This is a genomic window from Acinetobacter sp. CIP 51.11 (assembly GCF_000369665.1).
GTDB classification, from domain to species: Bacteria; Pseudomonadota; Gammaproteobacteria; order Pseudomonadales; family Moraxellaceae; genus Acinetobacter; species Acinetobacter lwoffii_S.
Window position 1 is genome coordinate 331411 of sequence record NZ_KB850128.1, and the last position, 15082, is coordinate 346492.

At 45.4% G+C, this 15082-nt stretch carries 13 protein-coding genes; 9 read left to right on the forward strand and 4 right to left on the reverse strand.

The annotated features are described in order from the left end of the window. The first annotated feature begins 92 nt into the window (after positions 1-92). Genes glmM through recJ form a run of 3 tightly spaced genes read left to right on the forward strand, consistent with a single transcriptional unit; the run spans position 93 to position 3798 of the window. Positions 93-1424 (forward strand): phosphoglucosamine mutase, encoded by a 1332-nt coding sequence (gene glmM, locus F894_RS01855; RefSeq protein ID WP_034437971.1) that lies wholly within the window; start codon positions 93-95, stop codon positions 1422-1424. Positions 1425-1438: 14 nt separating this feature from the next. After that, positions 1439-2095 carry a pyridoxamine 5'-phosphate oxidase gene (pdxH, locus tag F894_RS01860; protein WP_005245734.1) on the forward strand — a complete coding sequence of 219 codons (657 nt, stop codon included), beginning with the start codon at positions 1439-1441 and terminating at the stop codon, positions 2093-2095. Between the two features lie 2 nt (positions 2096-2097). Then, on the forward strand, positions 2098-3798 hold the full coding sequence (recJ, locus tag F894_RS01865) for a single-stranded-DNA-specific exonuclease RecJ (RefSeq protein WP_005245736.1): 1701 nt from the start codon (positions 2098-2100) through the stop codon (positions 3796-3798). Between the two features lie 51 nt (positions 3799-3849). Here the strand turns inward: recJ and F894_RS01870 are convergent, their stop codons facing one another. Together F894_RS01870 and F894_RS01875 are read right to left on the reverse strand one after the other, a co-directional pair. After that, a complete protein-coding gene (locus tag F894_RS01870; RefSeq protein WP_004281339.1) occupies positions 3850-4587 on the reverse strand; it encodes a putative porin in 738 nt (245 codons plus the stop codon). Between the two features lie 175 nt (positions 4588-4762). Beyond that, positions 4763-5542, reverse strand: a complete 780-nt coding sequence (locus F894_RS01875) for a putative porin (protein ID WP_005245738.1) — start codon at positions 5540-5542, stop codon at positions 4763-4765. Positions 5543-6042: 500 nt separating this feature from the next. On the opposite strand from F894_RS01875, the gene prfB reads away from it, so the two are divergent. The 5 genes from prfB (at position 6043) to F894_RS01900 (ending at position 11155) form a co-directional block, all read left to right on the forward strand. Next, positions 6043-7138 (forward strand): peptide chain release factor 2 gene (prfB, locus tag F894_RS01880; protein WP_101627160.1). Its coding sequence is split into 2 segments (ribosomal slippage): positions 6043-6114 and positions 6116-7138, totalling 1095 coding nucleotides; the frame shifts between segments, so codons are not numbered across the junction. A 146-nt stretch (positions 7139-7284) separates the two neighbouring features. After that, positions 7285-7584, forward strand: a complete 300-nt coding sequence (locus tag F894_RS01885; protein ID WP_004281346.1) for an ArsR/SmtB family transcription factor — start codon at positions 7285-7287, stop codon at positions 7582-7584. Between the two features lie 15 nt (positions 7585-7599). Then, positions 7600-8685, forward strand: coding sequence for an alkene reductase (locus F894_RS01890; RefSeq protein ID WP_005245739.1), 1086 nt, complete (start codon positions 7600-7602; stop codon positions 8683-8685). A gap of 82 nt (positions 8686-8767) precedes the next feature. Continuing rightward, the gene (locus F894_RS01895; protein WP_005245740.1) at positions 8768-10048 is read left to right on the forward strand and encodes a 3-deoxy-D-manno-octulosonic acid transferase; all 1281 of its coding nucleotides are present in this window, start codon (positions 8768-8770) and stop codon (positions 10046-10048) included. Between the two features lie 393 nt (positions 10049-10441). Further along, positions 10442-11155 carry a 16S rRNA (uracil(1498)-N(3))-methyltransferase gene (locus F894_RS01900; RefSeq protein ID WP_005245744.1) on the forward strand — a complete coding sequence of 238 codons (714 nt, stop codon included), beginning with the start codon at positions 10442-10444 and terminating at the stop codon, positions 11153-11155. On the opposite strand, the gene F894_RS01905 is transcribed toward F894_RS01900, so the two are convergent. Both F894_RS01905 and F894_RS01910 read right to left on the reverse strand, forming a co-directional pair. Beyond that, positions 11129-12109: a mechanosensitive ion channel family protein gene (locus F894_RS01905; protein WP_004281355.1), complete on the reverse strand. Its 981-nt coding sequence runs from the start codon at positions 12107-12109 to the stop codon at positions 11129-11131. The genes F894_RS01900 and F894_RS01905 overlap by 27 nt on opposite strands. Before the next feature lie 107 nt (positions 12110-12216). After that, complete coding sequence (locus tag F894_RS01910) at positions 12217-12795, reverse strand: DUF805 domain-containing protein (protein ID WP_005245746.1); 579 nt, start codon at positions 12793-12795, stop codon at positions 12217-12219. A 269-nt stretch (positions 12796-13064) separates the two neighbouring features. Between F894_RS01910 and acs the strand changes: the two genes are divergently transcribed. After that, positions 13065-15011 carry an acetate--CoA ligase gene (gene acs, locus F894_RS01915; protein ID WP_005245748.1) on the forward strand — a complete coding sequence of 649 codons (1947 nt, stop codon included), beginning with the start codon at positions 13065-13067 and terminating at the stop codon, positions 15009-15011. Positions 15012-15082 lie beyond the last annotated feature (71 nt).

The window sequence follows — 15082 nt, forward strand, 5'->3', positions numbered from 1 at the left end:
CATGCAAATGACGGCTTTTTTATTTTGGTGTAAAGTGTGACTCAAGGAAAAAAATGGGTGATATCAATCATCCGCTAAGAAGTGAGATAAAGATGAGTTATTTTGGTACGGATGGTATTCGTGGAAAGTTTGGCGAATTGCCGATTACCCCTGAGTTTGCCCTGAAACTGGGATTTGCAGCCGGAAAAGTTTTAAAACGCCATAGTAAAAAATCCAAACCATTGGTGGTTCTGGGTAAAGATACCCGTTTGTCTGGTTATATCCTGGAAGCAGCCTTGCAAGCAGGTTTGAATGCCGCTGGCGTTTATGTTCATCTTTTAGGTCCACTACCGACACCGGCGATTGCTCACTTGACCCGTGCCTTACATGCCAGCTTGGGTATTGTCATTTCCGCTTCGCATAACCCGTATTTTGATAATGGCATTAAGTTCTTCTCTGCAGAAGGTAAAAAACTGCCAGATGCTTTACAAGACGAAATTAATCAGGAACTTGAAAAAGATTTTTTGATTGAAGATACGGCGAATCTGGGTAAAAGTATCCGGGTTAAAGATGCTAATGGTCGCTATATTGAATTCTGTAAATCGACGTTCCCGTATCATCTGGATCTGAATGAACTTACCATTGTAGTGGATTGTGCCAATGGCGCAGCCTATAACGTGGGGCCTGCAGTGTTCCGTGAACTGGGTGCACGTGTGATTGCGATTCACAATGAGCCGAGCGGTTTAAATATTAATGAGGGCTGTGGTTCAACCCATCCGGAAAGCTTGCAACAAGCTGTGGTTCAACATCAAGCGGATTTGGGTATTGCCTTTGATGGAGATGCCGACCGTGTGGTTCTCGTAGATAAAGCCGGTAATCTGATTGATGGTGACCATATTCTTTATATTCTTGCGACTCAAAGCTCGAAAAAACCTGCAGGTATTGTGGGTACCTTAATGAGCAATATGGCATTGGAACTGGCGCTGGAAAAAGCACAAGTGCCGTTATTACGTGCCAAAGTCGGCGACCGTTATGTATTGCAGGGCCTGGAAGAAAATGGTTGGACCATTGGTGGTGAGCCTTCAGGTCATATTCTGACTTTGGACAAGAGCACCACAGGCGATGCGATTATTGCCGCTTTGCAGGTATTAACGGTGATGGTTGAACAGAAAAAAGCCCTGCATGAACTTGTGGCTGACTTTAAACTGTTGCCAAATGTCCTGGTCAATGTACGTTTAAATGCCATGTTTGATCCTTATTCAGTGCCTGCACTGGCAGCTGAATTTGAAAAAGCCGAACAGCAGCTTAAAGGCCGTGGCCGTTTATTGATTCGTAAATCCGGCACAGAACCTGTCATTCGTGTGATGGTCGAAGGCGATGATCTGGCTGAAGTCACCACACTTGCAAACAGCCTGGCAGATGCTGTGCGTGCCAATGCAGCTTAACGGGAACATAGATAATGAGTGATCTGATCAAGGATCTAAGTGAACTACGCCTGAATTATGAAAAAGGCGAGTTACAGGAACAGCAAGTCAATCCGAATCCGCATATGCAGTTCTTGCAATGGTTTAACCATGCACTGGAAGCAAAATTGCACGAGCCCTATGCCATGTCGTTGGCAACAGCCAATGCACAAGGCCGTCCGCATGTGCGTACGGTATTGCTGCGTGGAGCGACTGACGCAGGGTATGATTTTTATACCAACTATGATAGTCAAAAAGGTTTAGATCTGGCTAAAAATCCTTATGCCGAACTGTTGTTCTACTGGCAGGATCAGGAACGTCAGATTCGTATTTCGGGTCGTGTAAAGAAAATATCGGAAGAAGAATCGACCGACTATTATCATAAACGTCCACGCGAAAGCCAGATTGCCGCGCATATCAGTACCCCGCAAAGTGGCATCGTGGCTAGTCGTGAGGAATTGCAGCAACGTTTTTGGGATTTGCATACCCAGGTTGCCAATCAGCAACAGCTGGACAAGCCGGTATTCTGGGGTGGTTATCGTCTCGAACCCGATTATTATGAATTCTGGCAGGGTCGTCCGAACCGTTTGCATGACCGTTTAAGTTATCGCCAAACCGATGCCGGCTGGACTTTAGAGCGCTTAATGCCATAACCATGCAAAAACTGGAAATCAAACAACGTCCATTGCTGACACGCCCTGAAAATTTACCGGGCGTCCCTGCATTTGTGGCCGAGATTCTGGCTCGTCGTGGGGTGGAATCCGAGCAGGAACTTGAGCTCAAGCTGAAGCATTTGCTGGCACCGACCATGAAGGGGTTGCCTGAAGCGATTCAACTGATCGATCAGGCGATTGATCGTGGCCAGAAAATCGTGATCGTCGGTGATTATGATGCCGATGGCGCGACCAGTACTGCACTCATGGTGCTGGCACTGCGCGATATGGGTGCCAATGTCGAATATCTGGTACCAGACCGTTTTAAATATGGGTATGGATTGACGCCCGCAATTGCAGATCTGGCCTTTGTCAATTTCACGCCTGATTTACTGATTACCGTGGACAATGGCATTTCCAGCCATGACGGAGTAAAACAGGCGCAGGATCATGGCATGCAGGTGATCATTACTGATCACCATCTGACGACCAAGCCGACACCAAAAGCCGAAGCCGTGGTCAATCCCAATCAGCTCGGTTGCGACTTTCCAAGCAAAGCACTGGCTGGGGTCGGGGTGGCTTTTTATATACTGGCCAATCTGTCTACCCATCGCAAGAAACTTGGAAAATCCTCTACGGTAATTACCAATTATCTTGATCTGGTGGCACTCGGTACTTATGCCGATGTCGCGAGTCTGGACTATAACAACCGGATTCTGGTCGATGCAGGGTTGAAACGGATCCAGCAAGGGTTATGCCGTGCAGGAATCAGTGCACTGCTGGATATTGCCAAACGTGACCCTGCTGGTCTAAAAGCCCAAGATCTCGGTTTTGTTCTGGGCCCGCGAATTAATGCGGCTGGACGCATGGAAACCATGGACATCGGCATCGAATGTCTGCTGGCTCCTGATCTAGCAATGGCCTATCCACTGGCTGAACAGCTGAATCAGCTTAATGTCGAGCGCCGTCAGGTGGAAGGCAAAATCAAGCAGGACGCTTTAAACGAACTTGAGAAAATCCAGTTAGATGCGACGGCATTACCTGCTGCGCTGATCATGTTCGAACCGCATTGGCATCAGGGAGTGATCGGGATTGTAGCAGGGCGTTTAAAAGAGCAATTTCATCGTCCGAGTATTGTTTTTGCCGCGGATCAGGATGGGATTCATATCAAAGGTTCGGCGCGTTCGATTGAAGGTATTCATATTCGTGATGCGATTGAACAGGTGGCGGAGCAGTATCCCCATTTAGTCAGTCATTTTGGGGGACATGCAGCAGCAGCCGGTTTAACCCTGAAAAAAGAAAATTTCGCTGAGTTTAAGCAGGTCTTTGAAGCACTGATTAGTGTGATGGATGAGGATTTATTCACTGCGACTTTATGGACAGATGGAGAGTTGCCAGCTTCTGCTTTTCAGATCGAAACAGTCAATTTATTGCAGAATTTAAGTCCATGGGGGCAAAAATTTCCCCAGCCGATTTTTGACGGTGTGTTCAAAATTATGGACTATCGCTGGCTTAAGGACGTACATCTTAAATTGCGCGTGGCTTTGGAGAATGGTCAGGTCGTGGATGCGATCGCCTTCAATGCAGCGGATAAATATGACTTTGATCCGATGAAAGATACGCGTTTGGTCTATGAGCTGGATAAAAATGTCTTTAATGGCAATGTCAGTCTGCAAATGCGGATTATGCATTTAGAACAATAGACCATAAAAAACCGCTCGAGTGAGCGGTTTTTTTGCTTTTAATCGGAGAGATTAGAAGCGGTATGCACCACGTACGCCAAAGATATCAGCATTATCAGCAAAATTAATCGAACCTTCTAAGCTAACTTGTTGGTTAAAGAATTTTTTGGCACGAATAGTAAAAACATCATTACCTTCTAGGTCTGAGTCAGAGAATCCTAAGCCAACACTGAAAGTTTTGTCTAGATATAAATCTGCACCTAGGTTATAAGCATCGATATCACCGAAACTTGCACCACCTTCGAAGTTCATATCGTATTGACCGACTTGTGTTACATATTTGGCACGTAAAGTTGGATCAATTTCATCGTCTGCATTGTCTTCAGAAATACCTACAAGACCAAGTGCTACTAATAAGCCAGGAACAGGTAAATAACCCGCTTCAGCAGCGTAACCAGTTATGTCACCAGCATCATTATCAAAATGAGCAATGTTACCACTTAAATAAAAGTCTGAATTTGGAACAAAATACTCAATACCAGCACCAATGCCAAACGTGTCTGAATCATCTTGATAGCTTAATACACCATTCACATTGCTGGCACGGTTTAAGAATGCAGCTTCATTCAAAGGTGAATTTTTGACTTGGACCGAGTTGAAGTAGTAAGTCCCATCGATAGCAAAACCTACATCCGAACCACCTTGGTCATGATCAAGAAGATCAATAGAAGCCCCAACTTCAGTTTGATAAGCGTGTGCAGTTCCCAGGCCAGCAAGAAGCGCTGTAGCAAGAGCAAGTTTCTTAAGCATTTAGATTTCTCTCTTTGTTATAAAAATATGACTGTTTGATGAACAGTTGTAACAAATTGTACAGTTTATATTCGCCCCGTCAATGTGCAAAAATACCTAAATGCTTGTTAAGAGTGCAATAAAAAAACCCATCCGAGGATGGGTTTTCTATGAATGACTAATTTTTGGTTTTAGATTAGAAGCGGTACTTCGCTGCTACACCAAAGGTATTGTAGTCATTGTTAAACTGTTCACCAAAGCCGACACGGCCTTCTAAGCTCACTTGCTGGTTAATGAACTTACGTGCATTGATACCAAATTCGCTTTTATCGGTAATATCATTGTTGTGATAATCAGCACCGACACTCAAGGTTTTGTCGATGAAATAATCTGCTGCCAGATTGTATTCATCTAGATCACCAAACGCTGCACCTGCTTCCAGGTTGATATCTTTACCGTTGCTTAAGGTAGTCACGTATTTAGCACGTAATGTTGGATCTACACCATCATCCTCGTCGTTATCCCAACCTTTCACACCCGCCGCAATCAATAGGCCTGGCGCTGGTAGATAACCGACTTCTGCAGCATAAGTAGTTAAGTCATTATCTACCTCATTGTTATCTTGCAGATCATGACCATTGACGTTACCGCTTAGGTAGAAGTCAGAATTTGGTACGAAGTACTCTGCACCTACGCCATAACGATGCGCTTCAGAATCACCAATTTCATTATATTGATATTGCGCACTGACGTTACTTGCACGATCAAGGAATGCTGCTTCTGCTAATGGTGCATTACGTGTTTGAACTGGATTGAAGTAATATGTACCATCAACGCCGAAAGAACCGCTAGTTCCACCGTTGTCAGGATCAACCACTCCTGCTGATGCACCAATTTCTGCTTGGTAAGCATGTGCTGCTGTACCAGTCATTGCTATTGCTGAAAGTAGTGCCGAAGCAATCGCTAATTTTTTCATGGTTACTACCCCTCAAATCGTGAGTTAAAAACATTACACTTTTTGTTACAACTTTCAGTCTAGAGCAATTCCAAAGATCGTCAATCAAAGGAAAGTTACAGTAATGTGAATAGCGTAATCTTGTGTAATTTTTGCTGAACAAGTGACTGAATAATAAAATTAAATTTATAATGTAGTGTTTTATTAAAAGTGTGTAGATATTGTGGAATCTATTGAATTCGCTGATTTTTTATACAGACCAATAAGAAATCCTAAATTATAAAATCAATTGCAAAATTATATTTCGGTCATAAAACGGGGCTAAAAAGCCGATAAAAATTTCGGATAAAAAGACGCAAAAGAGTCTATGAGATGTTGAAAATTGGATGAGGGAAATACAGGTCTAAATGCTCAAGACATTCGAGCCTTAGACTGAATGGATCGTTAAAATAGCGGAAATAGACTGTGCTATAATATCGGGCTAAGAATTTTGTGCCTAATTTTGATTGAGAGTAATTCACGTGGAAATTAATCCGTATCTAAACCAATTAAAAGACTTAAACGAACGTGGTCAAACACTACGGGGGTATCTTTGACTACGATCTGAAAAAAGAGCGTTTAGAAGAAGTCCTGCGTGAATTAGAAGATCCAACCATCTGGAATGACCAGAGTCGTGCCCAAGCGATGGCCAAAGAGAAAGGCGAGCTTGAAAATGTATTAAATGTGCTGGATCGCTTAAGTACCCAGCTTGAAGATGCACAGGCTTTGCTTGATCTGGCGGTTGAAGCGGATGATGAAAGCTTGCTAGAAGATGTACAGGCTGAACTGAGCACGGCTGAAGAAGAACTGGCCAAGCTTGAATTCCGCCGTATGTTCAATAATCCGATGGATCCAAATCCTTGCTATCTGGAAATTCAAGCTGGTTCAGGCGGTACAGAAGCACAGGACTGGGCGTCTATGTTGCTACGTATGTATCTACGCTGGATTGAACGTCATGGCTTTAAAGCAGAAGTGATGGAAGAATCTGATGGGGATGTTGCCGGGATTAAATCTGCGACGATTCGTGTGGAAGGTGAGTACGCCTATGGCTGGTTACGTACCGAATCTGGTGTACACCGTTTAGTGCGTAAGTCGCCCTTTGACTCGGGCAACCGTCGTCATACCTCGTTCTCTGCCGTGTTTGTGTCACCGGAAGTTGATGACAATATCGAAATTGAAATCAATCCGTCCGATGTTCGTACCGATACTTATCGTGCATCAGGGGCGGGTGGTCAGCATATTAACAAAACAGATTCTGCCGTGCGTTTAACCCATGCACCGACCGGAATTGTGGTGGCCTGTCAGAACCAGCGTTCACAACATGCCAACCGTGACCACGCCTGGAAGCAGTTACGTGCCAAACTTTATGAGCTCGAGATGAGCAAACGTAACGAAGCGGCACAAGCACTGGAAGATTCCAAGTCTGACATTGGGTGGGGTAGTCAGATCCGTTCTTATGTCCTGGATGATTCACGTATTAAGGATTTGCGTACAGGTGTGGAAAATTCCAATACTGGCGCAGTTCTGGACGGTGATCTGGACAAATTTATCGAAGCAAGCCTGAAACAGGGCCTGTAAGAAATCGTTTAAAAGCTGGCGTAACAAAGTTTGTGCAGATTGTGATTATTATATCTAAAATTTTCGATATATAAATCGAAAAAATACGATATAATGGTCGCAGATGCTGAATAAAGTTTCGTTGCGCCACTGATTGTGATGTGCCTATGGACCTTGATCTAATTTTTAAAGCCTTAGCCAATCCGACCCGTCGACAAATTCTGGAGTGGTTAAAATCTCCGGAGCAATATCTGTCTGCGGAAGAGTGTGGTGGCTTTCAACGTGGGGTCTGTGCAGGTCAAATTGAACGTTTGGGCCAGGTTTCCCAGTCCACCATGTCCAATCATTTGTCTGTATTACAGCAGACTGGCCTGATCACTGCGACCAAGCATGGACAGTGGTCATATTTCTCCCGCAATGAAACTTTGATTCAACAATTTATCGAACACCTACAACAACACCTTTAACAGGTGGGAGTAACGATGGCTGAATTAAATTCTCCTTTAACGCTCGGTGCGTTAGAGCTTAAAAACCGTGTCATCATGGCGCCGCTGACCCGTAACCGCGCAACTGCTGATCGCGTTCCAACCCCAATGATGGTTGAGTACTATGCGCAACGTGCAAGTGCTGGCCTGATTATTTCTGAAGCCACAGTGATTTCTGAAGAAGCCAATGGCTATTTAAATACTCCAGGATTGTTTACCGATGCTCAGGTCGAAGGCTGGAAAAAGGTTACTCAAGCGGTTCATGAGAAGGGCGGTCTGATTGTTGCCCAGCTTTGGCATGTTGGTCGTGTATCGCATCCGGATCTGTTAAATGGTGAAACACCAGTCTCTGCAAGTGCAGTACAACAGGCGGGTCATGTCAGCTTGTTACGTCCAAAACGTCCTTATGTGTTGCCGCGTCCGCTGGAAATTTCGGAAATTCATGCCATTACCGAGCAATATAAGCAAGCCGCGATTCGTGCTAAAGAAGCCGGTTTTGATGGTGTTGAATTACATGCTGCCAATGGTTATCTGATTGACCAGTTCTTGCAAAGCAAAACCAATCAGCGTGAAGATGAATACGGCGGTTCAGTGGAAAATCGTACACGTTTCCTGCTAGAAGCAACTGATGCACTGATTGAAGTATGGGGCGCAGATCGTGTAGGGGTGCATTTTGCGCCGCGTTGTGATGACCATGACATGGGCGACAATGATCCACGTGAAACATTTGGCTATGCCATGGAGCAGCTGGGTAAGCGCAAGATTGCCTTCTTCTTTACCCGTGAATATCTGGCAGAAGACAGTATTTCTGAATATATGAAAGAGCGTTCAGGTGGAGTGCCTTATATTGCCAATATGCAACTAAGTCGTGAAGATGCGATTGAGCTGTTGGCATCAGGCAAGGCTGATGCGGTGGCTTTTGGTAAGGCTTATATTGCCAATCCGGATCTATACGAACGTCTGCTCGAAGATGCGCCGCTGAATGAACTGAAGCTGGAAAATATGATCGGAACCAATGTCGCGGAAGGCTATATTGATTATCCGACATTGGCTGAAGCAGAAGCTTTAACTACAGTAGAATAATCTAAAAATGAGCCACATTGATTAACATGTTGATGTGGCTCTGCTATATTCTGCCCATTAAATCTTTGGACAGGGGCGCAATGTGGCCACTCCATTTTGGTATAACGCAGCCTTGGCGCTGGTTAAACCCTTATATCAATCGCGTATCCGTAAACGTGCGACCGATCCTGAACAATTACAACAAGAACTGACAGAACGTTTCGGCCCGTTTCAGCCACCCAAAAACCTGCATGCCATCTGGTTTCATGTGGTGTCGGTGGGTGAAACCAATGCTGCCCAACCGTTAATTGAACATTATTTAAAACTTGGCCATCCGGTGCTGGTCACCAATACCACCAAAACCGGTCAGGTACGCGCTAAATCACTTTTTTTAAAAGTGCCTTATCTCGATTTGTTTCAAGCCGTGTATTTGCCTGCTGACCAGAAAACTTTAATTCGTGAATTTTATCAAAAGTATCAGCCGAAACTTTTATTGCTGATGGAAACCGAGCTTTGGCCTAATCTGCTGGATCAGGCACCCCAGTTTAATGTGCCAACTGTATTGTTGAATGCGCGTCTGTCTGAAAAATCTGCCAAAGGTTATACCAAGGTCAAAGGTCTGACTAGAGGCATGCTACAGCAGTTAACCCAGCTTTTGGCACAGGATATTGCCACCCAGCAACGTTATATCCAGTTAGGAATAGCAGCCGAAAAAACCCAGGTTTTGGGCAATATCAAATTTGATATTACTACGCCCGAGCGCTTTATCCAGCAGGCAGATCAATTGACACAGGAGTGGCAGTTAGGGGGGCGAAAGATCGTCACATTAGCTAGTACTCATGCTCCTGAAGAAAAAGAAATTCTGAGTGCTTTAAAAGCTGCTTTAGAAGCTGATCCATATTTGGTCTGTATTGTGGTACCGCGCCATCCGGAACGTTTTGATGAGGTGTTCCAGGCTGCACAGTCTTTGGGATTAAAAACTCAGCGTCGTAGTTTAGGGCAACGTATCGAAGCAGATACCCAGGTTTATTTGGCCGATTCGATGGGTGAAATGTGGCTCTGGTATGCTTTGAGCCAGGCCTGTTATGTGGGTGGTTCTTTAAATGAGCCAGGTGGAGGACATAATATTCTGGAGCCGATTGCGCTGAATGTGCCGACTGTTTTAGGCAAAAACTATTTTAATTTTCAGACCATCGTGGATGAGTTTGTTCAGGCAGACGCAGTCGCAGTAGTACAGGATGCCCAGCAGGCTGCAGAGGTATTACTGGAACTTTTGCAAGATCCGCTCAAGGCGGAAAATTTGAATGCAGCAGCGCAGCAAATTATGCAATTAAATACGGGGTCACTTGCCAAGCATATTCAGGTGATTGATCAGTATCTTTAATTTATATTGATAAGTAACAGATATTGGATTTACCAAGACGGCAGGGATGCCGTCGTTAGGCTGATGATACAGGGAAGTATCATCAACCTAACAAAAGCGTTTTGCCTACTTTTGCGCTGTCAAAAGTAGGGAAGGCCTATACAATAATAATTTGATCTAATTATGATTTGAGGCGATGTTAAATCAATTCAAAGGGCAATCACGGCCTTTTGATGAGGTACAGAATATATTTTTTATAGCGTAGGCAGTATCTTACTTTTGTCGGGCCAAAAGTAACAAAAGCTTTTTGCAGTGCTGAAGGGACGTCCTGTCCCTCAGCACTGCAGGCGACATCCCTGTCGCCACCCTCTAGCCAATAGAGGGATATATCATATTTTTTTGGTCTTCTTTTTTATGAACATCATCCTGCTTGATTCACGTCAAACCGAAACTGAACTTTGGTCCATTACCTCAACTCGGCAACTGGAACATTTACAGCAGCATTTGCAGATCCAGGTGGGAGATACGTTAAAAGTCGGAATTCGGGAAGGTCTGCGTTACCTGACTGAGATTGTCGAAATCTCTGAAAAAGCAGTGCGCTTGAAACCGCTGCAAGAAGAAGCTGTTCCAGAAAAATTGCCAGTGACTTTAATTGTGGCCTTGCCACGTCCGAAAGTGCTGCGCCGTCTGATCATGGACAGTGTAACCTTGGGCGTTGAAAAAATCATTTTACTGCATAGCTATCGTGTCGATAAAAGCTATTGGCAAACTCCATTTTTACAGCAGTTAAATCATTATATCGAGCTGGGACTGGAACAGGCAGGCGATACGGTTGCTCCGAAAATCGAGCTGTATAAACGCTTTAAACCCTTTGTTGAAGATATCTTGCCGGGTTTGATTAGTGCGGATGGTCCGGCTTATGTGGCACATCCTTATGCAGAGCAAGCGATGCCGTTTGCGATTGAGCATCCCTGTACGATTGTTATTGGTCCGGAGGGTGGATTTATTCCATATGAAGTTGATTTACTCATCAAAAACGGCTGCCAGGCTGTGAGTCTGGGCAACCGTATTATCCGTACAGAAACTGTGATTCCCTATGTTTTAGGTCGACTGTTTAGCGCGTGCTGAAGCTTCTTCATTGCCTTCACCACGATAGACTTTGACTTCCTGTACCGGATACGGAATCGAAATATTATGCTCGGCAAAAGCCTGAATCACCCGTTCCTGCACCGCACTGATTGAGGTTCCGGTGCCGGTTTCAGTGGTATCTACCCACCAGAAGGCTTTTAGGGTAATAGAAAAGTCAGCCAGCGCCGTCACATTGACACTAAAGCCCGGCTGGCTCAGGATGGTCGGGTCTTTATCTAAAATAGCGGTAATCAGGTCTTTGGCTTTCTGGATGTCATCTTCATAGCCGATGCCCACCACGAATTCGCAGCGGCGACGGGTATAGGCAGTATTCACCGTGACCGCACTGGTGTAGACCGTGGCATTCGGAATGACAATACGACGGCCATCTGGTGAACGTAAGAAGGTCGCACGAATCTGGATATCTTCAACCGTACCTTCCATGCCATTTACGATAATATCGTCGCCAATCTTGAACGGTTCACTGAGCAAAATCAGCACACCAGAAAGCAGGTTCTGGAAAATATCCTTGAAGGCAAAACCGATCGCGACCGAACCAATTCCGAGGGCACTCATCAGCTGACCCGGGGTAAAGCCAGGAACAGCAATCACCAGTCCAATCAGAATACCAAAGAAAATAATAAAGGTACTGCCGACACGGTTGAGTACCAACACCAGATTCTGACGGGTATAAGAGCGGTTTTCCAAAGTTTTACGTACGAAAAACTTGAAGACTTTGGAGAGTAACCAGAAAATCGTAATTACGATCAGTGCGATACAGAAATAAGGCACACGTTCCCAGAAACCTTCCATGATCTTGTCAATGGTGCTGTAGGCATCATTATACTTGGCGGTATGTTCAATCACGGTCTGGGTCGTTTTCTCAGTTGCCTGATGTAACAACTCCGTGGTGCCCTCAGTTACCTGGCTTAAGGTATTGTTTTGCTCTGCCACAAAAATTCCACAATTCAAATTTTGCCTATTTTGCCTGATGTTCAGCAAAAAATTAATAAGGACTCGAAGTCACCAGTGGATATTTTCTAAAAATAACGGCGCTGTTGTTAAAAGTATTTGGTGGTTTTTTGCATCATTTCCGTGGGGGTAGGGGTTTGTTCTTCACCGCTCATATAACTGAATAAAGCGATAGATCCCAACAGGCTAAGCAGGGTCAGAATAATCATCAGCCAGGCCAGAATTTTTTCCCAGAGCAAAGTCATTCGTGCCGGACCATACTGATTACTGCCTCGATCGCCCGAACCAAAAACGATATAAAGCCATACAAAAATGTTTACTACCGGCAGTAAAAATAACAGCGCCCACCAGCCACTGCGGTTCATATCATGCAAACGGCGAACGGTCACCACTAAAGCGAAATACACATAGACCAGAACCATGATCAGCACACCGATACTGGCCAAGCCTTGCAGTGAAATCAGCCAGTTGGGATCTAGGGAATGGGTAGAAATATTCACAATATCAATACTGAGACCCAGTGCGATACTGCCAAATAAAAAAATGAAATACAGAAATGCCGACCAGGCAATAAAGCTCAAGCGCCCGAAGCGACCTTTCATCGACAGGGGATGATCGGTTGCGGGCAATGCAGGCGGGCTAAAGTAGGGAGATTCAGGCGATTTCATAAAGTGTATCCTGCTAAATCAGATGAAATAACCACAAGCGGTCAATTTTATTTTTAAGGGCTATGCTACAGATCATACACAGTTGCGCAGAAGATTCTGTACTGTAAGTTGTGGTTTATTTTGATTGAATTTGTATAAATAATCTACGACGAAAGCATGATTGCCGGATTTGAAATAAGCAGGCCATACTGCCATTATGCATAAAAAACAATCAACAACGCAGCATTAACCTCTCGTGATGAGATAGAACAAAATCAAGGAAGTGACCTATGCAAGAGATCTATCCAGTACCCGAAGAATTTAAAAAAACAGCACGCACGCTCGAAGACCAGTATTTCGAACGTTATCAATATTCTATAGAACAGCCAGATAAATTTTGGGCAGAACAGGCGCAACGTCTGGACTGGATCAAGCCCTTTACCCAAGTCAAAAATACCAGTTTTAATAAAGACGATTTTAAAATCGAATGGTTTGCTGATGGTCAGCTCAATGTCAGTGCCAACTGTCTGGATCGGCACCTGAAAGAACATCCTTATAAACCGGCGATCATCTGGGAAGGGGATCATCCTTCGCGGCACAAGATTATTTCCTTTGCCGAACTGCATGATGAAACCTGCCGTTTTGCCAATGTGTTGAAGAAAAATGGCATCCAGAAAGGCGACCGGGTCATGCTGTATATGCCGATGGTCTCTGAAGCCGCAATTGCCATGCTGGCCTGTGCACGGATCGGGGCGGTACATTGCGTGGTATTTGGTGGTTTCTCGCCAGATTCTCTGGCTAGCCGGATTGAAGACTGTCAGGCGAAAATGGTGATTACAGCCGATTCCGGCATGCGCGGCGGTAAGGCCATTCCGCTGAAAGCCAATGTCGATGAGGCACTAAAACTGGCAGGTACAGACTCGATTCAAAATGTAATGGTGGTACACCGCACCGGTAACCCGATTGAAATGCAGGAAGGGCGTGATCTGTGGTATCACACGGAAATTATGTCAGTGAATGACATCTGCCCACCGGAACCGATGAATGCCGAAGATCCGCTGTTTATCCTGTATACCTCAGGTTCCACCGGCAAGCCCAAGGGCGTGATGCATACCACTGGCGGTTATCTGACCTATGTGAATTGCACCTTCCGTGAAGCATTTGATATCAAGCAGGATGATGTATTCTGGTGTACCGCAGATGTGGGCTGGATCACCGGGCATTCCTATGTACTGTATGGGCCACTTTCGAATGGTACCACCACCGTGATGTTTGAAGGTGTGCCGCAATATCCAAGCTGGGCGCGTACTGGACATATTGTTGATAAGCATAACGTGACCATTCTCTATACTGCACCGACCGCGATCCGCGCCATGATGCGTGAGGGCGATGCTTTTGTACGGGAAAGTGACCGTAGCAGCCTGAGAATTTTAGGATCGGTCGGTGAGCCAATTAATCCGGAAGCCTGGAACTGGTACTACACCGTGGTCGGTGAAAGCCGCTGTCCCGTCATCGATACCTGGTGGCAAACCGAAACTGGCGGTTTTATGATTACGCCATTGCCGGGTGCGACAGATTTGAAACCCGGTTCTGCGACACGGCCTTTCTTCGGCGTACAACCTGCGATTGTGGATGCTGACGGCAAGGAACTAGAGGGTGAAGCTGAGGGCAATCTGGTGATTAAGGATTCTTGGCCGGGTCAGATGCGTAGCATTTGGGGAGACCCGGAGCGTTTTATCGAAGCCTATTTCTCGACCTATCCGGGAACCTATTTTACCGGAGATGGCGCGCGTCGTGATAAAGACGGTTACTACTGGATTACCGGCCGTGTCGATGATGTCCTGAATGTATCCGGACACCGCTTAGGTACAGCAGAAATTGAAAGTGCATTGGTGGCGCATGAATCCGTGGCTGAGGCCGCTGTAGTCGGGATGCCGCATGACATTAAAGGCCAGGGAATTTGTGCTTTTGTGACCTTGCAGGCTGATGTGGCCAGTTCAGATCAATTACGTGCCGAACTGGTCAGCTGGGTGCGCAAGCTTCTTGGTCCGGTAGCGACCCCGGATGCGCTGCACTGGGCACCGGCTTTGCCAAAAACCCGTTCCGGGAAAATTATGCGTCGGATCCTGAGAAAGATTGCCGCCAATGAACTGGACAGCCTGGGCGATACCTCGACCTTGGCTGAACCGCAAGTGGTGGATCATCTGATCGCAGAGGTACAGCGTAATAAATTTTAAATTCAAGCGGTTCCAATACCGGCATTCTGCCGGTATTTTTATATCAGTCATAAGCTCTGCATGCTTTCGGA

Bases quoted from the DNA above. Each gene is read 5' to 3' on its own strand.
- recJ (WP_005245736.1), top strand. From the start codon at position 2,098: ATGCAAAAACTGGAAATCAAACAACGTCCATTGCTGACACGCCCTGAA.
- acs (WP_005245748.1), top strand. From the start codon at position 13,065: ATGCAAGAGATCTATCCAGTACCCGAAGAATTTAAAAAAACAGCACGC.
- F894_RS01910 (WP_005245746.1), bottom strand. From the start codon at position 12,795: ATGAAATCGCCTGAATCTCCCTACTTTAGCCCGCCTGCATTGCCCGCA.
- F894_RS01875 (WP_005245738.1), bottom strand. From the start codon at position 5,542: ATGAAAAAATTAGCGATTGCTTCGGCACTACTTTCAGCAATAGCAATG.
- glmM (WP_034437971.1), top strand. From the start codon at position 93: ATGAGTTATTTTGGTACGGATGGTATTCGTGGAAAGTTTGGCGAATTG.
- pdxH (WP_005245734.1), top strand. From the start codon at position 1,439: ATGAGTGATCTGATCAAGGATCTAAGTGAACTACGCCTGAATTATGAA.
- F894_RS01890 (WP_005245739.1), top strand. From the start codon at position 7,600: ATGGCTGAATTAAATTCTCCTTTAACGCTCGGTGCGTTAGAGCTTAAA.
- F894_RS01870 (WP_004281339.1), bottom strand. From the start codon at position 4,587: ATGCTTAAGAAACTTGCTCTTGCTACAGCGCTTCTTGCTGGCCTGGGA.
- F894_RS01885 (WP_004281346.1), top strand. From the start codon at position 7,285: ATGGACCTTGATCTAATTTTTAAAGCCTTAGCCAATCCGACCCGTCGA.
- F894_RS01900 (WP_005245744.1), top strand. From the start codon at position 10,442: ATGAACATCATCCTGCTTGATTCACGTCAAACCGAAACTGAACTTTGG.